The organism is Pseudovibrio sp. Ad5 (assembly GCF_001623095.1).
GTDB lineage: Bacteria > Pseudomonadota > Alphaproteobacteria > Rhizobiales > Stappiaceae > Pseudovibrio.
Genome location: NZ_LMCH01000004.1, coordinates 1 through 22,284, shown reverse-complemented (window position 1 = coordinate 22,284; position 22,284 = coordinate 1). Strand labels below are relative to the sequence as shown.

The 22,284-nt window shown below is 50.6% G+C and carries 16 protein-coding genes, 1 tRNA gene, 1 rRNA gene and 2 pseudogenes; 14 read left to right on the top strand and 6 right to left on the bottom strand.

Annotated elements, in window-relative coordinates; all coding sequences use genetic code 11:
* Window positions 1–4 precede the first annotated feature (4 nt).
* Together PsAD5_RS02190 and PsAD5_RS02185 are read right to left on the bottom strand one after the other, a co-directional pair.
* Complete coding sequence (locus PsAD5_RS02190) at window positions 5–1,159, bottom strand: ABC transporter ATP-binding protein (RefSeq protein ID WP_063290921.1); 1,155 nt, start codon at window positions 1,157–1,159, stop codon at window positions 5–7.
* An 87-nt stretch (window positions 1,160–1,246) separates the two neighbouring features.
* The gene (locus PsAD5_RS02185; RefSeq protein ID WP_084404639.1) at window positions 1,247–3,217 is read right to left on the bottom strand and encodes a beta-galactosidase; all 1,971 of its coding nucleotides are present in this window, start codon (window positions 3,215–3,217) and stop codon (window positions 1,247–1,249) included.
* Between the two features lie 519 nt (window positions 3,218–3,736).
* Here PsAD5_RS02185 and PsAD5_RS02180 point away from each other — a divergent pair.
* The 7 genes and pseudogenes from PsAD5_RS02180 to PsAD5_RS02155 all read left to right on the top strand — a co-directional run bounded on the left by PsAD5_RS02180 (window position 3,737) and on the right by PsAD5_RS02155 (window position 12,694).
* Window positions 3,737–5,410 carry a cytochrome D1 domain-containing protein gene (locus tag PsAD5_RS02180; RefSeq protein WP_208986434.1) on the top strand — a complete coding sequence of 558 codons (1,674 nt, stop codon included), beginning with the start codon at window positions 3,737–3,739 and terminating at the stop codon, window positions 5,408–5,410.
* 265 nt (window positions 5,411–5,675) lie between these two features.
* Window positions 5,676–6,152, top strand: a pseudogene (locus PsAD5_RS28425) (NapC/NirT family cytochrome c); the annotation flags it as partial.
* Window positions 6,153–6,188: 36 nt separating this feature from the next.
* Window positions 6,189–7,382, top strand: coding sequence for an ethylbenzene dehydrogenase-related protein (locus tag PsAD5_RS28420; RefSeq protein ID WP_275078109.1), 1,194 nt, complete (start codon window positions 6,189–6,191; stop codon window positions 7,380–7,382).
* A gap of 205 nt (window positions 7,383–7,587) precedes the next feature.
* Window positions 7,588–8,007, top strand: a complete 420-nt coding sequence (locus tag PsAD5_RS02170; RefSeq protein WP_063289351.1) for a cupredoxin domain-containing protein — start codon at window positions 7,588–7,590, stop codon at window positions 8,005–8,007.
* Window positions 8,008–8,122: 115 nt separating this feature from the next.
* Complete coding sequence (locus PsAD5_RS02165) at window positions 8,123–9,655, top strand: nitrite reductase (protein ID WP_063290918.1); 1,533 nt, start codon at window positions 8,123–8,125, stop codon at window positions 9,653–9,655.
* Window positions 9,656–10,633: 978 nt separating this feature from the next.
* Complete coding sequence (locus tag PsAD5_RS02160; RefSeq protein WP_063291027.1) at window positions 10,634–11,827, top strand: NnrS family protein; 1,194 nt, start codon at window positions 10,634–10,636, stop codon at window positions 11,825–11,827.
* Window positions 11,828–12,247: 420 nt separating this feature from the next.
* Window positions 12,248–12,694: a hypothetical protein gene (locus tag PsAD5_RS02155; RefSeq protein ID WP_063290917.1), complete on the top strand. Its 447-nt coding sequence runs from the start codon at window positions 12,248–12,250 to the stop codon at window positions 12,692–12,694.
* An 87-nt stretch (window positions 12,695–12,781) separates the two neighbouring features.
* Here PsAD5_RS02155 and PsAD5_RS02150 read toward each other — a convergent pair whose 3' ends face one another.
* Both PsAD5_RS02150 and PsAD5_RS02145 read right to left on the bottom strand, forming a co-directional pair.
* Window positions 12,782–13,855 (bottom strand): sugar phosphate isomerase/epimerase family protein, encoded by a 1,074-nt coding sequence (locus PsAD5_RS02150; protein WP_063290916.1) that lies wholly within the window; start codon window positions 13,853–13,855, stop codon window positions 12,782–12,784.
* 67 nt (window positions 13,856–13,922) lie between these two features.
* Window positions 13,923–14,981 carry a LacI family DNA-binding transcriptional regulator gene (locus PsAD5_RS02145; RefSeq protein ID WP_063290915.1) on the bottom strand — a complete coding sequence of 353 codons (1,059 nt, stop codon included), beginning with the start codon at window positions 14,979–14,981 and terminating at the stop codon, window positions 13,923–13,925.
* A gap of 189 nt (window positions 14,982–15,170) precedes the next feature.
* On the opposite strand from PsAD5_RS02145, the gene PsAD5_RS02140 reads away from it, so the two are divergent.
* From PsAD5_RS02140 to soxR, 7 genes and pseudogenes are all read left to right on the top strand, one after another.
* On the top strand, window positions 15,171–16,412 hold the full coding sequence (locus tag PsAD5_RS02140; protein ID WP_063290914.1) for an ABC transporter substrate-binding protein: 1,242 nt from the start codon (window positions 15,171–15,173) through the stop codon (window positions 16,410–16,412).
* 77 nt (window positions 16,413–16,489) lie between these two features.
* Entirely contained in the window at window positions 16,490–17,386 is an 897-nt protein-coding gene (locus PsAD5_RS02135; protein ID WP_063290913.1) for a carbohydrate ABC transporter permease, read from the top strand.
* A 10-nt stretch (window positions 17,387–17,396) separates the two neighbouring features.
* Entirely contained in the window at window positions 17,397–18,329 is a 933-nt protein-coding gene (locus tag PsAD5_RS02130; RefSeq protein ID WP_063290912.1) for a carbohydrate ABC transporter permease, read from the top strand.
* A gap of 4 nt (window positions 18,330–18,333) precedes the next feature.
* Window positions 18,334–19,419, top strand: a complete 1,086-nt coding sequence (locus PsAD5_RS02125) for an ABC transporter ATP-binding protein (RefSeq protein WP_063290911.1) — start codon at window positions 18,334–18,336, stop codon at window positions 19,417–19,419.
* Window positions 19,420–19,438: 19 nt separating this feature from the next.
* The gene (locus PsAD5_RS02120) at window positions 19,439–20,194 is read left to right on the top strand and encodes a sugar phosphate isomerase/epimerase family protein (RefSeq protein WP_063290910.1); all 756 of its coding nucleotides are present in this window, start codon (window positions 19,439–19,441) and stop codon (window positions 20,192–20,194) included.
* Window positions 20,194–21,357, top strand: a complete 1,164-nt coding sequence (locus tag PsAD5_RS02115; RefSeq protein ID WP_063290909.1) for a Gfo/Idh/MocA family protein — start codon at window positions 20,194–20,196, stop codon at window positions 21,355–21,357. Before PsAD5_RS02120 ends, PsAD5_RS02115 begins: the two co-directional genes overlap by 1 nt.
* Window positions 21,358–21,631: 274 nt before the next feature.
* Window positions 21,632–21,991, top strand: a pseudogene (gene soxR / locus PsAD5_RS02110) (redox-sensitive transcriptional activator SoxR); the annotation flags it as partial.
* Window positions 21,992–22,072: 81 nt separating this feature from the next.
* Here soxR and PsAD5_RS02105 read toward each other — a convergent pair.
* Window positions 22,073–22,149: transfer RNA gene (locus PsAD5_RS02105), tRNA-Met, on the bottom strand.
* 57 nt (window positions 22,150–22,206) lie between these two features.
* Window positions 22,207–22,284, bottom strand: a 5S ribosomal RNA gene (gene rrf, locus PsAD5_RS28780); the annotation flags it as partial.

The window sequence follows — 22,284 nt, the reverse complement described above, 5'->3', positions numbered from 1 at the left end:
CCTTCTATGCAATGCAAAGTGCTGCAGTCTCCTGACGTTCAATCAATGAACGCGTTTCCCCATCCAACTTGCGTGGATAGGCCTCCCCCTCAGGACTAAAAAGATGGCAGTGCTCTGCTGGAAAATTGAGATGGACCCTGTCGCCCATATTGACCGGATGCGTTCCTCTGGTGACGGCCGTGAGCCCCTGACCAGAGTTCAAACGAACATGAACCTGGCTTTCTGTCCCCAATCGCTCGACCAGTTCCACGTTGCCGCTCATATGAGACTCGGCTTCCTCAACCAGCCCCACATTTTCTGGGCGAATACCAAAAGTGTGAGGCTGGTCGGGGACTTGTTGCACGGGAGCACTTAACTGAAACGAAATAGAGCCAGAAATGCTTTCTGATGTGAGTGCGACATTCATCTCATTGATAGCATTGGCGTTTACTTTCATCATGTTCATCTTGGGTGAACCGATGAAACCGGCAACAAACAGGTTTTGCGGAGCATAAAACAACTCAAGCGGTGTACCGAACTGTGCCACCACTCCTTTGTTCAGAACAACGACACGACTAGAAAGCGTCATTGCTTCTACCTGATCATGCGTGACGTAAATCATAGTCACACCCAACCGGCGGTGAAGACTGGCCAGTTCCACCCGCATGCTCACTCTAAGACCTGCATCCAAATTAGACAGAGGCTCATCCAAGAGGAATAATTTAGGATCACGGACAATGGCACGCCCAATAGCCACTCGCTGACGCTGACCACCTGAAAGCTGTCTTGGGCGGCGTTTCAAAAGATCGGAAATTTGCAGAATTCGTGCGGCAGTCTGTACTCGTTCTTCAATCTCCACTTTAGGGACACCATTTAAGGAAAGACCGAAAGACAGGTTCTTGTAGACGTTCATGTGCGGATAGAGCGCGTAGTTCTGAAACACCATCGCAATATCGCGTTTAGCGGGCGGCAACTGCGTTATGTTACGCTCTCCCAACCTGACAGAGCCACCAGACACCTCTTCAAGCCCTGCAATGGAACGCAGGAGCGTCGTCTTTCCGCATCCAGACGGACCAAGGAAGCTGACGAACTCTCCATCCCGGATACTCAGATCGATCCCGGTGAGCACTTCTGTCTTGCCGAAGCTTTTGTAAAGCTGCTTGATATCTACGCCTGCCATGGATCTCCCCCCGAAGCTGAGCAAGGCCGCTCAAAATATAAACGTTTAATTTTATATGTAAAGCTACTTATGTTTTGATCACCTTACTCACTCAATCGGACTGTCTGACCAGATTACAACTCCAAAGGCCGATATGTGCTCTGCCCCTACATAGATCACCGCCGCTTCCGGCAGATTCAGATACTTGGTTTCATTGGTGAAATTGAACGCAAACTTAAGTTGTCCGCGACACGTAATACGGAGGCCTTCCTGTAGGCCTGCATACAACTCAACGTCCGCCCATTTCACAAGATAAGTTGCTATTTTTTCCTGCAAAGCATCGTCAACGTGTGCCGCTGCATAGATGCATTTCTGATTACCAACCAATGCCGGATGCCCATCGCGATAATCTGACTTGAAGTGCCCTAAGACCTCCTCAGAGGCCTTAATGCTCTCCCGCCAGTTGGTGACATTTCCATGCTCCCCCTCGAAAACAAACTGATCTTGATTGTAACGAGGCAAAGACTCCACCCGCACAACATCAAGGTGGATGAGCTCTTTGAGGCTGCCTGGTGGCAAAGGCTCCGAAACATGCATGTGTTCAGTTTTACTGCCAGAGCGCGGCCCCAGAAAGACCTTGGCGGTTGCCTCATTTAATCGCGAAGTAAATTTCGGATTATCTATGATCATATCCGGGAGGATGATCAGCTTGTAATCACTGAGATCGGAGTGCGGGCCAATGATATCGACATCCGCACCCATCCTGGAGAGTGTTGCGTACCAATCCATCGCAACTTTCGCGCTGGAGTAGTCAACTCCCTGAGGCAAGGTACGAGCTGCCCATCGAGATGGATAATCAAGGACAAGCGCAACCTGTGCTTTTTGCTTTTCACCGGCTTCGGGCAGCAGTTTGCACTCGTTCGCCACTTGAGCCACTTCACTAAAAGCCTGATCGGGCTCATTGTTCGGCAAGAGAAGACCTGTATGAAACTGCTCTTGCGCGAATTTTGATTGGCGCCAACGGAAGTAACAGACAACATCAATGCCGTGCGCATAAGCCAGCCACGTCCAAAGGCGGATCATGCCATCCTGAGGAGATTGGTTATGCTTCGCCCAGTTCACAGGTCCGGGTTGCTGCTCCATCACCCAGGCTTTACCTTTGCCAACATGGCGATACAGATCATGATTAAACGCAGGTTGATCTGGCAAACCAACCCGCAGAAGCTTTGCTTTCTCAGCATCTTCCTTCGGCGAGTAGACAAGTGCACCCATGGGGTAGCTGTCCCAAGAGGCAAAGTCGATATCCGCACCAACGGCATAATGATCATAGTCCGCATTGTGGCCCATAAAGTTATGCGTGATTGGCGAGCTTCCAACAAATTTCCGAAGGGTATCTACTTGAGCCCGATTGAACTTAACGACCTGATCAGAGGAAAAGCGATAGTAATCCAACAAATGAGTTGGGCTTGGCTCCTCCACCAGATTGTTCGGCAGCTCAATCTGAGAGAATGCGGAGTATTTCATACCCCAGAAGCATGTTCCCCATGCCTCGTTTAGCTGTTCGATTGAGCTATAACGGCGCTCCAACCACTCGCCAAAGGCCCGCTTCGCTGCTGGCGAATAACTATGAATTGTGTCGTGATCCCCGTACTCGTTGTCAATCTGCCAAGCTTTGACATACGGATTCTGACCATATCTTTGAGCAAATGCTTCCGCAATTTTTGTCGCATACTCAAGATAAATTGGGCTTGAAAAGCAGTAGTGGCGCCTCGCTCCAAATTTTCGTGTTACTCCGTTTTCATCGACGGGAAGAATTTCTGGATGCTTATCGATGAGCCATTTGGGAGGCGCTGCAGTTGGTGTACACATAACAACATACAGCCCTGCTTGACCGAGCACGTTGACAGCTCTGTCCAACCAAGCCCAATCGAACTTCCCCTCCTCCGGTTCAACCAAAGCCCACGAAAACTCAGCAATACGTACCCATTTCAACCCAAGCTCAACCATCTGATACGCATCATCAGCCCAAATAGCTTCTGGCCATTGCTCAGGATAATAACAGGTCCCCAACTCCAACATTCAAAACGCCTCAATACAACGACTATCTCTCAAAAAGTGACGCTCAAAGAATCACCCACACCAGAGATATATCAGAGTGCACTGCAAAATATAAACGTTTAATTTAACCGAAGTTGAAAACTATGTGCGAGTCTGTGGGGCTGTTTTTGGAAGTACGCAAAACTGGAGTCTCAAAAGCAAGAATCAGCTGAACGATCGTTCGTCATTCTCCTTGACTGCCACACACGACAGCCGCTCATAAAATTAAAGTCAATTACTTCAATATGTTATCTGTTTTAATGCCGATTTCCAGCTCAAGGCTGTCTCAACGCCTCTTCATCGCATGGTTATTGTCCACTGAATGAAAAGCCCGGTTGAGACGTTCTGTCGCAAGTTTGGCTAAATGGGGAGTTTTCGGCGGTTTTTTAGGGCGTGATGTTTCAGGGCGGGGTTCTAAGTTTTCTTGCTTAACATTAGTCAAGGAGGACTGCGGCCGTTCAATTCACTGTGACCTGGTCTCACCAGCATTGGAGATTGAGAATGTTACAAAATAAGAGACGTGGGTCAGGGTACGCTTTAGCGGCCGGCTTCGCGATGTTGCTAGGTAGTGCAGCTGCACCTGCATTTGCTGAAGGTCCAACACTGAGCGAAGAAGCCTTTGAACGTTCTAAGCAGCTTTATTTTGAGCAGTGCGCAGGCTGTCACGGCGTTTTGCGCAAGGGCGCGACAGGTAAAAACCTTGAGCCGCATTGGAAGAAAAAAGGCAAAGACGGCACCGTCACTGAAGGTGGTACCCTTCAGCTAGGTCAGGAACGCCTTGAGAAGATCATCGCCTGGGGCACAGAAGGCGGCATGAACAACTTCTCGGAAATCCTGAGCGAGCAAGAAATCAAGGACATGGCGACCTACATTATGTTGGATCCGCCAAAGCCACCTGAGATGTCACTTGCTCAGATGAAGGAAACCCGCAAGGTTTACGTCGAAGAAAAAGATTACCCAACCAAGCCTATGCATGGCCGCAACTGGGAAAACTTCTTCGTTGTTATCGAGCGTGATGCAGGTAAAGTTGCAGTCATCGACGGCGACACCAAAGAAGTTCTGGTTCATATTCCTACCGGTTATGCAGTGCACGTGATCAAAGCATCCGAGCACCACAAACTGGCAGAGCCTGAGAATCCAGGTCGTTTCTGGTACACCATGGGCCGTGACGGCAAGATGACGAAAATCGACCTCTGGCAGACACCAGACAAGATGCTCGTTTCTGAAGTTACCGTTGCTTATGATGCACGTGACGTTGCCGTATCCGGCGATGGCAAATACATCATTGGTGGTGCTTACTGGCCTCCACACTTCGTGATTTCTGACGCAGTGACCATGGAACCGCTTAAGGTTGTTTCAACCCGTGGCGTGAACGTGGACGGAGATTATGTAGAAGAAAGCCGCGTTGCTGCTATCTACACAACTCCAAATGAGCCTACATGGCTGGTTGCTGTTAAAGAACTTGGCCAGATGTGGCAGGTTGATTACTCCGATATCGACAACCTTCGTATCGACAAAATCGACTCCGCTAAGTTCCTGCATGACGGCTTCTTCGATCCAACAGGCCGTTACTTCCAGATCGCTGCTAACGCATCGAACAAAATGGTTGTTGTCGACACCAAAGAGCGCAAGCTCGAAGCCATGATCGACGTTGCTGCTCTTCCACACCCAGGTCCAGGTGCTAACTGGAACGATCCTAAGTGTGGTCCGGTTGCAGGTACAACCCACCTCGGCGTTGGTACTGTTTCTGTTTGGGCGAACGACCCAGCAGGACGTCCTGATGAAGCTTGGAAGAAGTGTTACGAAGTTGAAACTGACGGCCCAGGCCTGTTCATCCGTACACATCCAAAATCCAAGTACGTATGGGCTGACCAGACCAAACACCCAGATCCTGAAATTCAGCAGGCTGTTCAGGTGATCTCGAAAGAAACCGGTGAGATTGTGAAAACAATCACCATCACCGAAACAGAGGGCAATGCCGCTGTTCACTTCGAGTTCAACGCAGATGGTTCTGAAGTTTGGGTATCCAACTGGAACATGGGCGACTCTCTTGCTCCAAACGGTGAAATCGTTGTTTACGATGCGGAAACCCTTGAAGAGAAAACCCGGATTAAGGGCCTTTACGCTCCAACCGGCAAGTTCAACGTTCATATCCGTTCGAACCACGTTACCTAATGTGATCTAACGATCCTTTTGAGGGGCGGGCACCACGCCCGCCCTTCTTTTTTATCAGCGGTATCGAGACTGCAACGGCTGGACACCAGTCGGAGATGACGGATTTGCTCCCCGTATCTTGAAAGCCGACCGCACACGACCCGACTAGGATGGGTCGACAGAAAATCCAAAACGGAGCCTGGAAATGACCCAGTCCAACGGTACGGAAAAGAAAAAGCCGATCTGGCGCCGGTATTTCCTATGGGGAATGCCGGTTGCTGGCCTCTTGGGGGCTTTTGTCGTCGGCATTATCTTCTGGGGCGGTTTCAACACCGTCATGGAAGCCACAAACACAAAAGAATTCTGCGTCTCGTGCCACGAGATGAATGACTTTGTCTATCAGGAATATCAGGGTACAATCCACGACGTAAACCGGTCAGGCGTTGGTGCAGTTTGCTCAGACTGCCACGTTCCTAAAGACTGGACACATAAGATCATCCGTAAGATCAAGGCATCCAAAGAAGTTTGGGGCAAGCTGGTCGGCACGATCAACACACCAGAGAAATTTGACAAGAAACGTCTGCACCTCGCCAAAAACGAATGGGCGCGGATGAAATCTTCTGACTCTCGTGAATGCCGTAACTGTCATGATTTTGAATCCATGATGCCGGAGTTCCAGAAGCCACGCGCACGTCAGCAGCACCTGAATGCAATGAAAACAGGGCAGACCTGTATCGATTGCCATAAAGGTATTGCGCATAAGAACGTTCGTGACCGCGCATCTGATGAATATCTGGAGATGATTGAAGCTCCTGACCAGAATTACGTTCGCGAGATTCCGAAAGAGTATCTGGAGAGCCTTGCTCGCATTGAAGCCAAAGAAGCTGCTGAAGCTGAGGCTGCAAGCACTGCGAAGAAAGCACAGCAGGAAGCTACACAGGCTCAGATTGCAGCTGCTGTTGACGCAGCCGTTGCTGAAGAACGTGCAAAAGCTGCCGGTGAAGCACCTGCTGCTGATGCAGGCGACACTGTTGGTGCCAACATCGACTGGAGCGGTGTGGACAGCGTAGACATGACACTGTTCTACCCTGGTCAGGCTTCCTTCGAGTTTGTGCAGAACGGCAAGCAGCACGGTGGTGCTCGTCCGCTGACAAAGGGTGGCGACCAGTGCACAACCTGTCATGCGAAAGAGCTGAACAACATTGGCAACAAGATCGTCAAAGGCACTGACAACACCGAGCCGACCCCAATTCCTGGGAAGCGTGGTGTGATCAACGCAACGATGCAGGCTGCTCATGATGATGAGAATGTCTACTTCCGCCTGCAATGGCCAGATACTCCTCATGCACCTGCACCATTTGTTGACGGTGGCAAGATGGATCCTGAAAACCAGATCAAGGTTGCCATGATGATCACCGGCACCGGTATCAAGATGGGTGAACAGGTTGGTTGCTGGGCAACATGCCATGCAGACAACACCTACATGCCGTTTGATCCGGGTCCAGAAGCAATCGCTGCTTCCGGTGATGTTGCTGAGATGCTGCAAGCCAAGAAGTCCATCCAGAAGTACCTGAGTGAGACCCGGACAAAGGTCGAGATCAAAGGTCGCCGCGGTAAAGCACAGGGTGGTTGGAACAAGCTGAAATCAGCTGAAGAGATCGACCAGCTGCTGGCTGATGGTACCTTCATGGATCTGATGCGCGTCTATGCTGACGGTTCCGCAACCAATGGCTACCTGCTTGAGCGTCGCGTCCAAAACGACGGTGATATCACTGCTTCTGCCAAGCTTTCTGCTGGTATGTGGACTGTGGTGTTCTCCCGTCCGCTGGCAAGCGACAAGCCAGGTGATGTGCCGCTTGAAGCTGGCAAGACCTACACAGTTGGCTTTGCTATCCATGATGACTTCTCAGCTGCACGTTTCCACCACGTGACGTTGAACACCAGTCTGGCACTGGATGACGAAACTGCCCAAATCAATGTGGTAGGACGCTAAGAAAACACAAAGGGTGGCCGAGCAATTGGCCACCTTTTTTTCTGGAGGCTGGATCCTCCTTTATTCTTTTGCTTTTGCGTATCTTTATCCGAAAACCGGTTTCCACTTTTCAGAGATATGCAGAACTTGCTCTAAGTTTTTCCGAGCGTATCCTTATCAATAATAGTACGTGATTTTTGGATATGCATTTGCAAGGGGGCGCTTCATGTACTCAAGATTTCTTCACTGTTCCGCACTTCTTCTGGGTCTTTTGATGGTGACACCTGCCGTTGCGGCGGATGACAAAGCTGCTGCACTTTGCGCAAAAGCAGAAGCTCGTTATGTCGATATGTTTGGACATCCGGCAGCTGAGGCAGATGGCGTTACGATCGTGAAGATGTACAAGTATCGGTTCTGCCCAGAAAAGCTTTCTGTCCCTGTTGGCACCACCGTACGCTGGGTGAATGTTGACAAGCGGACAAGCCACACCGTTCATTTGAATGAGGCGGGTGAGAAAGAATCCGATCGCTTGTTTCCTGAAGAGGTCTTCGAGTTCACCTTCCTGAGCGCGGGATCGCAGCAATATCTGTGTGGTCCGCATTGGGAAACGCAGAAGATGATCGGTATGGTGACCGTCACACCTTAAAGCAGTTCGCATTTAAGGTGAAACACATGAACTGTTTTGCCTTTGTTTTGCGTGGCTTTGAACCTGCACTGCGACTGCGCTTCAGAGGTACTTTCCCCTAATTCGAGTTTATTCAATGATCAGGCTCCTTGTTGCTCTTGGTTCGGCTGTTCTTTCAGCATCTGCTTGCCTTGCCGACCCTGCCGCCCTTTACCAAAAGCATTGTGTAGAGTGCCACGGTGAGAACCGTTTGGGCCTGATCGGTCCGGCTCTGCTTCCTGAAACTTTGGGAGGTATGCGCGGCACGGCGTTGCAAGACACAATCAAACGCGGGCGAAACGCAACTGAGATGCCGTCCTTTCAGGATGTGCTGAGTGACCAGGAGATTGACGCACTCAGCGCTTCTCTCAAGACGCCATTGAAGCCTGCACCGACATGGATGATGGAGCAGATTTCCGCGAGCCTGATTGCCAACGATGATTACAAAGCGACTGTGAAGCCTGTCTGGTCTGCCGATCCGATGAACCTGACATTGGTCGTGGAGACGCTGGACCATTCTGTCAGCGTGGTGGATGGCGACAGCTTCGAGGTTCTGACGCGTTTCAAGATTCCGTTTGGGACGCGCGGGCAGCCCAAGTTCTCCCCTGATGGGCGCTACGTCTACATCATGTCCCGCGATGGCTGGATCCTGAAGTATGACCTTTACGGGTTACAGGAGGTGAGCCGTATTCGTGCCGGGCTGAACAGCCGTAATATTGCTTTGAGCCACGATGGCAAGTGGATTGCCGTAGCGAACTATCTGCCCAACACCTTTGTCATTCTCTCCGCTGATGATTTGAGCCCGCAGAAACTAGAGTATGTTCAAGGCAAGGACGGCACACCAAGCCGTGTCTCCGCTGTTTACCTCGCCGCCAAACGCAAGAGCTTTGTGTTGGCGCTGAAGGATGCGCCTTCCATTTGGGAAGTGTTTTATGGCCCTAATCCACCGCATTACGGATTTGCCCATGACTGGCGTGTTGAGGGGCCTGCGCCTAACAAAGACCCGTTCCCTTTGCGCAAGATCACTGTCAAAAGTTTGGTTGAAGATTTCTATCTCGACCCAAGCGATGAATACGTGATGGGTGCTTCCCCCAGTGGCATTGGTGGACAGGTGGTTGATTTGGTCATCGGGCACAAGATTGCTGATCTGGACTTGGAAGGTCTGCCACACCTGGGCTCAGGTTCTACCTGGAAGATGGGTGAGCGGACCGTCATGGCCACCCCGCATCTGAGAGAACCGCTGGTTTCCATTGTAGACATGAAGTCATGGGAGACCATCAAACAGATTGAGATGCTCGGCTCCGGCTTCTTCACCCGGACGCACGAGAACTCACCCTATGTCTGGGTAGATGTTTTCTTTGGTCCAGACAAAGACGCGATCCAGGTGATAGACAAGCAGAGCCTTGAGATTGTAAAGACCCTGCGCCCTCAAAAAGGCTCCCGTGCGGCCCATGTGGAGTTCACAGATGATGGCAAATACGCCCTGGTTTCTGTCTGGGAAGAGGATGGGGCTGTCATTGTTTATGATGCGCAAACGCTGGAAGAAGTGCGGCGCCTGCCCATGAGAAAGCCTCGCGGCAAGTACAACATAGGCAACAGGATTGCAGGTGTTGGAACACCTGAAAACTAGACTGGTTTTAAGGGTAAACTTATCCCCCTCGTGTTTTCCTCCCATACTGTGAACCTATGCCTACGTAACGGGCTGCTGGCGGAGCGACCGTCAGTTTGTCGTAGGTTGGGCGGGGCTATTGGAAGACGTAACGCACCTTTCAGTGGTCCGGTGAACCGAACTTCAAACGTGACCGCATGGTTTGAGGGGAAGGGCCCAGGACTATAGGGTATCACGCGGTGACAGGTGCAAATGCACCGGCAGAAAGACCTGCTTTTGCAGATGTGTTTGTCAAAGACGGAGGAACTGTTTGGGCATGGAAACGTGTCTGGATAAGCCACCTTCTTTTCAGGAAACTGACTATCGTGCCTTATAGGCAAAAGAGGCGACGTAGTTCATTACAAGAAAGCCCGGGCAAGGCGTGTAGCCAATGCTGAAGACTCATTACTAACAAGTAGCGCAGGTATTGCCTGCCGCCTTGCTCATCCCGGCTTCCGGGAATTCTGGTTCAACACTGCATGGGAGGCCATGTGGTGGTTCAGTGCTTGTATTGTCCTAAGCCAGCTAAGAGATATCCTGGACGAGCTGACGTATCGAGACACTCTCCTCTCATTAGAGCATGTTTCGTTCATATGCATTCACGCACCAAGCTCTAACTCTTTAATTTTACGCGTATTCTTATCCAAAAACCGGAACCACTTTTCGGGAACACGCTCTAGACCAGGCATATTCTCACCCGAAAACCGAAACCGCTTTTCGGGAACATTCTTTAAATGCAGAGTGCACTTAATAATAGTCAAGGACATGGTGAGTTAGATTGATGAAGCTGACTGTAAAAGCTAGAGCACGTTGCGTTCATTTTCATTTATGCATCGCGCTCTAGCATCTTTGGTGGAGCGAATTCTTGTTGTTTGATTGAATGCAATCAAACGGAACGCGCTCTAACGCATCGATCACTGAATGTGCACGCGCGCATCAATAAAGCCAAAAGAGCGCCTCATGTCGACCACTATGGAACAAGTCAGATCCTGGCAAGGCCCTGTACTATTCAGTTATGGGTTCAGGCCGTTCTTCCTCGCCAGCGCAGTCTGGGCAATCGTGCTTATGCTGCTCTGGATACCACTCGTTTCCGGGCACATCGAGCTGCCGACTGCGTTTGATCCGGTCTCATGGCACGCCCATGAGTTCCTTTTCGGCTATCTGAGCGCCGTTGTTGCAGGGTTTTTGCTGACCGCGATTCCCAACTGGACCGGGCGTATGCCTATTGTGGGCAGGCCACTCATTGTCCTGTTCAGTCTTTGGGTGATTGGCCGTGCCGCGATCCTGTTCGGCGCTTACCTTCCAGCAGGCATCGTTGCCGCGCTTGATGTTGCAATGCCATTGGTGCTGGCCATTGCGTGCCTGCGTGAAATTATGGCAGGCAAAAACTGGCGTAATCTGATCGTGCTGGGTTTGCTGGGCGTGCTCATTGCATCCAACCTGTTGTTCCATTGGGAAGCCTGGAGCGATGGGTACGCAGCGCAGGGCTATGGTATGCGTCTGGGTATCTCCACCATGGTTCTGATGGTTGGCCTGATCGGCGGGCGGATTATTCCCTCCTTCACCCGTAACTGGCTGGTGAAGCAAGGCAGCAAGAACTTGCCAGCGAGCCCAATGCAGGTGTTCGACAAGATCTCACTGCTTGCCCTCCTGATCGCACTGCTTGTCTGGACTGCGCTGCAAGATCATTGGCTGGCAGGTGTGGTACTTCTGATTGCCGGAGCGCTGCACTTTGCACGTCTGGTTCGCTGGAAAGGGCAGTATACTTTCAAGGAACCTCTGGTTCTGGTGCTGCATGCAAGCTATCTGTTTATGCCGCTGGGTCTGCTTGCACTTGGCTTTGCCATCCTCCTGCCAGACCTGCTGGACATCACCGGAGCCCAACACCTGCTTATGGCTGGCGTTCTGGGTATGATGACTTTAGCCGTCATGACCCGCGCAACCCTCGGCCATACTGGTCAGGAGCTCAAAGCAAGCCGCGGTGCCACCTTCCTTTACTGCGCAATGGCCACATCAGTCCTCCTCCGCTTCTCCGCAGGCCTCTTCCCAGATCTCGCGGCAAGGCTCTACGATATGTCAGCTCTGGCATGGATCCTGGCATTCGCGGTCTACGTGGCGACCTTCGGACCACTGTTGGCGTGGGGGAAGAAGTGAGGGGGAGTAACGAGTTGTCGTCTCTGTTGCTGAAGGTTATACGATTTAAACCAGATACCAATTTTTGATTGGCAGCGGAAACAGTTATAGATCATCATGCTAGGAAGGTTTAATTGTGCCATGATCACCTCACCTTTAAAGCACAAAATATCTCGTAGATGACACGTCTTGCATCAAGCCAGCTCATACCACCGGAGTTAGTCAGCAACTCGCACTTGATGCACTCCTGCTCAAAGGTACCCAAATCTGCTTGGAGCATTTACGTCTCAACTTGTTCAACTTCTCGAAAACGAACCCAAAATTAGAATAGCTTTGCAGATACGTTACCTAGTTTGCTATGCCACATTAAAATCCAGCATGACTTTCTTAGCTACCTATCTGATCTCTAAGACACTGCATTCGACTGACGGAACCATATTGATGAGCCGCAGCCACGAGCATTTTAAAGGTGAAGAAACACGCGCGATCAGTTTTCGATCATGGCTCACACATAATCGTCCTGACCTGAAATTTGTTGAAACCACAGGAGGTTCTGGAGTTGATCATAAAATTGAAAAAGACCTGGCCTCTATTCTTGAGAAAGAGCAGCACATATGTGCTGTGTACTCCATGGGCGGAGGAAACAGGGCAATAATTCAAATGCTTGAGCAGTACAAAATGTATCCGGACAGCTACATTGCACATGACCTTAATCAGGAAAACAAAGCATTGCTCAACGCGGGCAGAATTTCATTTGTACTCCATGACGAGATCACTCAGGATATCTCGGCTGCCTTTTTTCACATCAGTCGTGCAAACAACATATCCTTGACGGAACCTTCAACTCCCAATGGCTCCGAAGTTCATATAATCGCACCTGAACTTTAAACGAGTTAAGCCCCTCACCCACGCAATGTGCCCTTCCGGGCATGCACCCTGATTTTGCGTATCCCGGCAACCTATTTGGTTTTCAGCTTATTGGACGCTTTTTAGCTCTGAAATACCAAGAATGCGACGGTTGGCTGCCTCATCCGTTCCTGCATCAGCAAAGTCATCAAAGGCGCGCTCGGTGACGCGGATAATGTGGTCCTTAATGAATTGCGCCCCTTCTCTTGCCCCGTCCTCCGGGTGTTTGAGGGCACATTCCCATTCCAGCACGGCCCACCCATCAAAATTGAGAGCAGAAAGTTTGGAGAAGATTGATTTGAAGTCCACCTGACCATCTCCCAAAGAGCGGAAACGACCTGCGCGGTTCTCCCAGCTCTGATAGCCGGAGTAAACGCCTTGCCTGGGCGATGCATTAAACTCGGCATCCTTAACGTGGAACATTTTTATACGGTCAGCGTACACATCAATGAAGCCGAGATAATCCAGTTGCTGCAGCACAAAGTGGCTTGGATCATACAAAATATTCGCGCGGGAGTGGCCTTTCACTTCGGCCAGAAACATCTCAAAGGTGACACCATCGTGCAAATCTTCTCCCGGATGGATCTCGTAGCACACATCAACATTTGCCTGATCAAAGGCATTGAGGATCGGCATCCAGCGCTTACCAAGTTCTTCGAATGCGATTTCAATGAGACCGGCTGGGCGCTGAGGCCACGGATAGACATATGGCCATGCTAACGCTCCCGAGAACGTGGCATGGGAGGTAAGGCCCAGATTTTGTGAGGCTTTGGCCGCCAGGAGCAACTGTGAGACCGCCCATTGTTGCCGTGCATTGGGGTTGCCATGCACCTGAGGCGGAGCAAACCCATCAAACATCGCATCATAGGCGGGGTGAACGGCAACCAACTGGCCTTGCAGATGGGTAGAAAGTTCGGTGATTACGACGCCATGATCCGCCAGCATACCCTTCAACTCATCGCAGTAGGTTTTGCTTGTGGCTGCTTTTTCCAGATCGATCAAACGCTCATCCCAACTGGGAATCTGCAGACCTTTGTAGCCCAGATCTGCGGCCCATTTGGCTATTGATCCGAGCGTGTTGAACGGGGCTACATCTCCGACAAACTGCGCTAGAAAAAGCGCGGGACCTTTGAGCGTTTTCATCACATAATCTCCCAATATTCCAATAGCTTGTTTGGATTAAATATGAGTGTCTTGTGGCGTTTGGCTGTTACAAGGCACGCTGTTTTTCGCTAACAGGCGCTGTACTTTGCCTTTCAATCAACTCCACTGGCAGAACCGTTCGGTGTGCAGTTGCTTCGCTCTCCGCACGGTTTTCGACTTCTCCGGCAATGCGGCGTAGCAGCTTACCTGCTGCTTCCTGCCCAATGCGAAATCTGGGCTGGTGGATCGTTGTCAGTGAGGGGATAAAACGTTCGGCAATTGCGATGTCATCAAAGCCGACGACGGAGACATCTTTGGGGACAGAGAATCCAAGTCGGTCAAGCTCCGAAATGAACCCAAAGGCAATCTCGTCACTCATGCAGAACATGGCAGTCGGGCGCTCTTCCAGTGCGCACCATTGGTGTGCTGCCTGTACGCCTGCTTCCAGCGAGAAACCGCCTTCAATCAACCACTCTGCGCGGAGTGGCAGAGAATGTTTTAAAATAGCTGCCTCAAACCCTTCCTGACGAGCGGCTGTAAGCCTGTTTTCAGCTGGGCCTCTCACCAAGCCGATAGCTTTGTGACCAAGCGTGTGTAAGTGGCTCACTGCCAACTGAGAGCCTTGGTGGTTATCAACCCGCACCGATCCGAAACGTGTGTCTGTGCCCCACTCACAGCAGTACACGACGGGTGGTAATTCTGAAGATACGGAACCGTCATTTAGGTTCGTGAGATCCAATGTGCCATCTAGCACCAGCAAACCATCTGCCTGATTCATCGAGAGGTAGTCATAGGCCTGTTCACGCTTAAAACTGGTTTGAAGTATGTCCACGACCAGCAGGCTTAAACCCTCTTTGGCGAGCACACTTTCAATGCCGGAAAGTATTGAAGAAAAGAACGGATTTCCGAGATTAGGCACAAGCGCAACGACCGCTCCTGCCTCCTTTTTCCTCAAATTTCGAGCAGTTTGATTGATGCGATAACCGGTGACACGAACAGCAGCCATCACCTTTTCTCGAGTTGCTTTATTCACCTTCTCAGGCTTGCTAAGAGCTCTGCTTACCGTAGCTGTAGAAACACCTGCGACAATGGCAACATCCTGTACTGTAACAACTTTTGAAGTCATACGTTGACCGATACTATTTATGGACAGTTACTGTCCAATAATTACTGTTGACTCAGCGCATTTTCACTGACTACGATATATATGTAATCGATTGCAGTCAAAATAAAACTATCATAAAGCTACTGTGATTGACGTATTGGTCGGGTTGGGAGGCCTGATCATCATTCGAATTATTGGGAGGGTAATTCAATGCTCAAGATCAAAGTTTTTTTAACTGCAGCAACATTGCTGGCAGGCGTTTCTTCTGTTTATGCTGCTGATCTGGAAGTGACGCATTGGTGGACATCCGGTGGGGAAGCTGCTGCTGTGAAAGTGTTTGCTGATGCAGTCAACGGTGCCGGGCACAATTGGGTGGACAGCGCGATCGCAGGGGGCAGCAACGCACGGCCAATCATCATCAGCCGCATCTCTGGCGGTGACCCAATGGGAGCAACCCAGCTCAACACGGGGCGTGATGCCGAAGACCTGATCAAAGCAGGTCTGATGACCGATCTTACTGAGATTGCCGAAAAAGAAGGTTGGGCAGACTTCATTCGCCCTGCAAAGCTGCTTGAGAGCTGCACATATGAAGGCCGCGTATACTGCGTTCCCGTCAACATTCACTCATTCCAGTGGATGTGGTTGAACCGCGGCGTATACGAAAGCAATGGCCTGACAGTTCCTGCCAATTGGGAAGAGTTTATTGGCTCTGCTTCCAAACTGAAAGAAGCTGGGGTTACACCTCTGGCAGTTGGTGGTGAAGCCTGGCAGCTCAGCGGTATGGCAAATGTCTTTCAGGTTGCGCTGGGTGGTGTTGACCTCTACCGCCAGATTAAAGAGGAAAAGAGCGTTGAGGCAGCTGGAGGCCCTGCAATGCGAAAAGTGTTTGAAGCTGTTGCTGCTGCACGTGGATTGGTCGACAGCGGTTATGTCGGGCGAGCATGGAACGATGCAACAAACATGGTCATCACTGGTAAAGCCGGCGCTCAAATTATGGGTGACTGGGCTCAGGGAGAGTTCTCGTTAGCCGGACAAACTGCTGGCAATGAGTATGATTGTTTGCCGGGTCTGGGCGCAAACCCTGTTCTTGACACCGGTGGGGACTCATTCTTCTTCCCTAAACCGAACGGCGACAAGCCTGAGATCGTTGCAGCTCAGTTGGAAATGGCATCTTTGCTGGTTTCAAAACAAGTGCAAGTGGGCTTCAACCTGCGAAAAGGGTCTCTTCCCATCCGTGGGGACATCAATCTTGATGATGCAAATGCTTGCATGAAGAAGGGTATCGCTATTTTGGCAAACCCGGAAAACATTCTACCCGGATCTGAGCAAGCCTTCTCATCTGACACTCAAGGACAGATTGAAGATTTGTGGGTGGAGTTTTTCAGCTCACCAGAAATGAGCGTCGATGAAGCGCAATCTCGTTATGTCGAAATCATCGAGTACGCCGATTAATGGCGCCTCTCCTTTAAAAACAGTCGGAGGGTCGATCTTCATGATTGGCCCGTCTGGCTTGCATCGGAGATGTGTTAATGTCCATCGCCAAGCGGCCAAACCCCTTGTTTCGAAACCTTAATGCCAAGATTGCGGCATTGCCAATGATCGCCACGACGCTGCTGGTCTTTCTTGGCTGCTCTATCTGGACAGTTATCTATTCTTTTTCTAAGTCCCGGGCACTGCCACTCAATGAGTTTGTTGGCTTTGCACAATACGAGAGATTGTTTCGCACATCTCGTTGGCTAATCTCGATGGAAAACATCGTGATTTACGGGGTTCTCTCACTCCTGATCTCGTTTGTGATCGGGTTCATACTCGCAGCCCTCATTGATCAGAAGATCCGCTTTGAAGATACGTTTCGAACCATTTACCTTTACCCATTTGCGCTCTCGTTCATCGTAACCGGCATTGTCTGGCAATGGATTTTGAACCCAAGTCTGGGCATCCAGGAAACTGTACGATCATGGGGGTTTGAAAACTTCACTTTTGATCTGATCGCCAACCGGGGCACAGTGCTTTACGCCTTGCTCATTGCGGGTATCTGGCAAGGAACCGGCTTTGTCATGGTGTTAATGCTGGCCGGTATTCGCGGCGTTGACCGGGAGATCTGGAACGCAGCAAGAGTTGATGGAATACCGGTTTGGAAGACGTATCTCTTTGTGATTGTTCCCATGATGCGCGGCGTCATGGTCACCACTCTTGTGATTGTCGCAGCCGGCATCGTTAAGCTTTACGATCTCGTCGTGGCGATGACACAGGGTGGTCCTGGCATCGCATCAGAAGTCCCCGCCAAGTACGTTTATGACTTCATGTTCGCCAGAGCCAATGTTGGGCAGGCACTCGCCGCCTCTACGGTCATGCTCACAACCGTCCTCATCATCTTGATTCCGTGGGTTTATCTCGAATACGGCAAGAAGAAAGCGCAGAGGTAGAGGGGCTGATATGACTGTTGAACCCTATGAAATTACTCAGACAAAGCCTAGCAAGAGCTTTGCAATCGAGCCATCCGGTGCGAAACCACTTCGCCGCTTCAACCCCACACGGATAATGCTCTACTCCGTTCTGTTGGTGGCTGCTGTTTACTACTTGCTGCCACTTTATGTGATGATGATGACCAGCCTAAAGGGGCTCCCAGAGATCCGCCTTGGCAACATCTTTGCTCCACCAGTAGAAATCACTTTTGCTCCCTGGGCAAAAGCCTGGGATACCGCCTGCACGGGCCTTTATTGCGAAGGGCTGAAGGTTGGGTTTTGGAATTCCGTGAAGATCACTATTCCAAGTGTTGTTATGTCCATCACGATTGCCTCTGTGAATGGCTATGCCCTTTCCAATTGGAAGTTTAAGGGCTCTGAGGTGTTCTTCACCATTCTCATCTTCGGCAGTTTCATTCCTTACCAGGTGATGCTGTATCCGCTTGTGATTGTTACCCGTGAGCTGGGCATATTCGGGTCTCTTCAAGGGGTGATCTTCATTCACACCATCTTTGGAATGCCGATTTTGACACTCTTGTTCCGCAACTATTTCGCTGCTTTGCCTGAGGAGTTGTTCAAAGCTGCACGTGTGGATGGTGCCGGGTTTTGGGGTATTTTCCTAAAGGTACTGGTACCAATGTCTGCGCCGATATTCGTCGTTGCCGTGATTTTGCAAGTCACTGGAATTTGGAATGATTTCCTGTTTGGTGTCATTTTCGCCGGTGTTAAAAACTTCCCCATGACTGTTCAGCTCAACAACATCGTCAACACCACACAAGGTGTGAAGGAGTACAACGTCAACATGGCTGCAACCCTGCTGACAGGCGCAGTGCCATTGGCTGTTTATTTCTTCTCTGGGCGCTTTTTTGTGCGCGGGGTCGCCGCCGGTGCTGTGAAAGGATAATACAGTGAACTCAATCAGCATTCGCGATCTGTCGCTAAAATTTGGTGAAGCTACCGTTCTCGATCAACTCAACTTGGATGTCGCTGAAGGAGAGTTCCTTGTTCTGCTGGGTGCATCAGGATGTGGGAAATCTACCCTGCTGAATTGCATTGCAGGATTGCTGGATCTCTCCGAAGGCCAAATCATCATAAACGGCACAAACGTTACATGGGCTGAGCCGAAAGACAGAGGCATCGGCATGGTGTTTCAATCCTATGCGCTCTACCCGCAAATGACGGTGCGCGGGAACCTGACGTTTGGCTTGAAGAATGCCAAGGTGCCTCGTGAGGATATCGAGCACCGGGTAAACCGCGCAGCCCAAATGCTCCAGATCGAGCCCTTGCTGAACCGCAAGCCTGGGCAACTTTCCGGCGGTCAACGCCAACGTGTTGCCATTGGGCGCGCTCTTGTTCGTGATGTGGATGTCTTTTTGTTTGACGAGCCTCTTTCCAATCTGGACGCGAAGCTGCGTGCGGAGTTGCGTGTGGAGCTTAAGCGCTTGCATCAGAAACTACGCAACACCATGATTTATGTAACGCATGATCAGGTGGAAGCGATGACACTAGCAGACCGCATTGCGATTATGCGCGACGGTGTCATTCAACAGCTCGCAGACCCGTTTACCATCTACAATCAACCGGTAAACAAGTATGTGGCGAGCTTTATCGGCTCCCCGGCCATGAACTTCCTTGATGGGGCATATGGCATTGATGAACAGCCCAGTTTCACATCAAATAACCTGGATATTGCGCTAGGCCGCTACAACTTCAAAACCAGAGCAGAAGACAACAGACCAATTTATCTTGGCATCCGTCCAGAGCATGTTCACGTGGGGAATGCAGCTCAGGAGCAACCATTTAACTCCGACATATCAGTCGAAGTTGTGGAGCCAATGGGATCAGATACGCTGGTGTGGACCTCGCTGGACAATCAACCCTTCCATTTCCGTATGGACGGACAAGCCACTGTCAATGTGGGTGACCGCCTGCCTATCGGCTTTGACCCGGTTAAAGCCTCTTTGTTTGACAAGACATCTGAATTACGTCTCTAAACGCAGGAAATTGATCACAATGGATTTTTCCCTTCAGCTTTATAGTGCACGCAATGCTCAGCCATTGACTGAGGTTTTGAGCGGTCTGGCCAAGATGGGCTACACCCAAGTAGAAGGCTTTGGCGGGGTCTATGAAGATCCCAATGCTTTGCGACAGATGCTGGATGCCAACGGCCTTTCCATGCCCTCCGGCCATTTTGGAATCGATGAACTAGAAGCAGATACAGCACGCTATATTGAACTGGCAAAATATCTTGGAATAACGCGCATTTTCGCGCCTTTCCTCGCCCCATCAGAGCGCCCTCAAACTGAAGCTGACTGGATCTCATTTGCTCACCACCTCGCGCAGGTCGGCACAAAAGTACAGGCTGCAGGCCTGAGCTTTGGGTGGCACAATCATGATTTTGAATTCCAATGTGAGTACAACGGGCGTACACCTATGGAAATCATCCTCACTGAAGCGCCAGAGATCGATTGGGAAGCCGACATTGCGTGGATCATCCGAGGTGGTCACGATCCGATTTCATGGATTGAGCGCTATGGCAGCCGCATTACAGCTGTTCATGTCAAAGACATTGCTGCCACTGGCGAATGTGCCGATGAAGATGGCTGGGCAGACGTTGGTTTCGGCACTGTACAGTGGGGCCAAATCCTCTCAGTATTACAAGAGAAAAGCCGTGCTTGTGTTTATGTCATGGAACACGACAACCCGAGTGACTTTGCCCGCTTTGCGCAACGCTCTTTGAACTCACTCAAAATGCTGGAAGGTGTTTGATGTTAGAAAAGCTTGGTATTGGCATTATTGGGTGCGGCAATATATCGGAAACCTACCTTACACTTGGCCCGCTGTTTCGTGGGTTGGACCTAAAGGCAGTGGCAGACATCAACATGGATGCTGCACATGCCAGAGCGGCGGAATTCGGAGTTCAGACCTATACAGTTGAGGAGCTATTGGCTGCCAACGACATCGATATAATCGTCAATCTTACAATTCCAGCAGCCCACTTCGAAATCAGCCGCCGGATACTCGAAGCTGGCAAACACGTTTATTCAGAAAAGCCGTTTGTTCTTTCTTTGAAGGAAGGACAGGCCCTGCTTGAGTTAGCTGAGCAAAAAGGACTTCGTATTGGCTCCGCGCCAGATACATTCCTTGGCGGATCTCATCAGCAATGCCGTAGCCTGATCGATAATGGAGCGATTGGCAAAGTTGGAAGCGGGACGTGTCATGTGATGAGCCGTGGTATGGAGCATTGGCACCCAAATCCTGCGTTCTTCTTCAAAGATGGTGGCGGGCCAATTCTTGATCTGGGTCCGTATTACCTCACGAACCTTGTACAGTTGCTTGGGCCTGTAAAAGCCGTTTCAGCTTTAACGTCTATTCCTTCTCCCAAGCGAACAATCACTTCCGAACAGCGTTACGGACAGACAATTTCCGTTGAAACTGAGACCACTGTTCATGCCCTGCTCGAGTTCCATAGCGGTGCTGTAATTACATTTGGCGCGAGCTGGGATGTAAAGGATCATAGTCATAACCACATGGAGCTATATGGCCAAACTGGCACGCTGTATGGGCCTGACCCAAACTTCTTTGGTGGTGAGGTCCGCGTTACAGATGAAAATGGTACATCGGTAGACCTCCCAACCTGGCAGCATCTACTTGGAGAGCCCAATCAGCAACACGATAGCATGGGCGCAATGGCAAATTACCGAGCTGCTGGCCTCTCCGATATGGCGATGGGAATTCTTGAAGATCGCGCACATCGCTGCAATCAAGCGCTGGCACTCCATGTTGCCGACATCATGCTCTCAATTCTAGCCTCTGGCCGCGAACGACGGTTTGTAGAGTTGGCTACAACCTGCAACCGCCCCGATGCATTTTTGAAAGAAGATGCGGAGCAGATGTTGCTGAGCTCATCACAAGATTTGGTTACTGAGTAACTTCAGGAAGCTAACTCCACCCAAATCACTTGTCCCCGGCGTGTATTGAGACGGGTATCGACGGCATTATCTGAGGTAGGGGGATAGATTATTTGTATCCTCTTTCCTTGTTTGACTGCAGCGCCGATGCTTGTTGGAGTTATCCTACAGAACACGTTCTATCGTTGACGCATTGCCAGAGCTATTTTCGCGAGCTGTATAGACATAGCAACGCAGTCCCAACGCTAATAACGCAAACGAACGCACATAGGAGCGCAAAGCCGTCACTGCCAGCCAAAATTCTGGTGGTCAGCGCCGTTTTATGCGTGCAGACATCCGCCGCTTATCATTTGCGTTAGTCGCGCAGGAGTTTGGCTTCACCATCAAAGAGATTTCAGATCAACTCGGGACACTTCCCCCGGGCCGTGCTCCGAACAAAGCTGAGTGGCAACGCTTGAGCCAGCAGTTCAAAGTTCATCTGAATGAGCGTATCGCCCGCATGGAGCGTTTGAGATCGCAGTTGGAAGGCTGTATGGGATGCGGCTGCCTATCTCTGGACAAATGCGAGCTCTACAACGCCGGAGACGCCGCCTCCAGCTACGGCCGCGGCCCCCGCTTCATCTACGGCGACAAGTCATTTAAAGATGAAGGCTAGGGTGCGGTAACCGGAGTTGTCGTGTTTCAAAATTTAGACAACAAAAAACCCGTCATCGAAATGATAACGGGTTTGTATCTTTGGTTGCGGGGGTAGGATTTGAACCTACGACCTTCAGGTTATGAGCCTGACGAGCTACCGGGCTGCTCCACCCCGCGGTAAATAGTGTTTGTTCTGTTTTATTTTGTAGAGATTTGTCGGTGTGTATTATTCATGCCCGGCGGCGCCCTACTCTCCCGCGTCTTAAGACGAAGTACCATTGGCGCAGGGGCGTTTCACTTCCGAGTTCGGGA

Excerpts from the sequence above, each read along its gene's own strand:
- PsAD5_RS02190 (WP_063290921.1), bottom strand. The coding sequence starts at position 1,159 with ATGGCAGGCGTAGATATCAAGCAGCTTTACAAAAGCTTCGGCAAGACA.
- PsAD5_RS02185 (WP_084404639.1), bottom strand. The coding sequence starts at position 3,217 with ATGTTGGAGTTGGGGACCTGTTATTATCCTGAGCAATGGCCAGAAGCT.
- PsAD5_RS02180 (WP_208986434.1), top strand. The coding sequence starts at position 3,737 with ATGTTACAAAATAAGAGACGTGGGTCAGGGTACGCTTTAGCGGCCGGC.
- PsAD5_RS28420 (WP_275078109.1), top strand. The coding sequence starts at position 6,189 with ATGATTGAAGCTCCTGACCAGAATTACGTTCGCGAGATTCCGAAAGAG.
- PsAD5_RS02170 (WP_063289351.1), top strand. The coding sequence starts at position 7,588 with ATGTACTCAAGATTTCTTCACTGTTCCGCACTTCTTCTGGGTCTTTTG.
- PsAD5_RS02165 (WP_063290918.1), top strand. The coding sequence starts at position 8,123 with ATGATCAGGCTCCTTGTTGCTCTTGGTTCGGCTGTTCTTTCAGCATCT.
- PsAD5_RS02160 (WP_063291027.1), top strand. The coding sequence starts at position 10,634 with ATGTCGACCACTATGGAACAAGTCAGATCCTGGCAAGGCCCTGTACTA.
- PsAD5_RS02155 (WP_063290917.1), top strand. The coding sequence starts at position 12,248 with ATGAGCCGCAGCCACGAGCATTTTAAAGGTGAAGAAACACGCGCGATC.
- PsAD5_RS02150 (WP_063290916.1), bottom strand. The coding sequence starts at position 13,855 with ATGAAAACGCTCAAAGGTCCCGCGCTTTTTCTAGCGCAGTTTGTCGGA.
- PsAD5_RS02145 (WP_063290915.1), bottom strand. The coding sequence starts at position 14,981 with ATGACTTCAAAAGTTGTTACAGTACAGGATGTTGCCATTGTCGCAGGT.
- PsAD5_RS02140 (WP_063290914.1), top strand. The coding sequence starts at position 15,171 with ATGCTCAAGATCAAAGTTTTTTTAACTGCAGCAACATTGCTGGCAGGC.
- PsAD5_RS02135 (WP_063290913.1), top strand. The coding sequence starts at position 16,490 with ATGTCCATCGCCAAGCGGCCAAACCCCTTGTTTCGAAACCTTAATGCC.
- PsAD5_RS02130 (WP_063290912.1), top strand. The coding sequence starts at position 17,397 with ATGACTGTTGAACCCTATGAAATTACTCAGACAAAGCCTAGCAAGAGC.
- PsAD5_RS02120 (WP_063290910.1), top strand. The coding sequence starts at position 19,439 with ATGGATTTTTCCCTTCAGCTTTATAGTGCACGCAATGCTCAGCCATTG.
- PsAD5_RS02115 (WP_063290909.1), top strand. The coding sequence starts at position 20,194 with ATGTTAGAAAAGCTTGGTATTGGCATTATTGGGTGCGGCAATATATCG.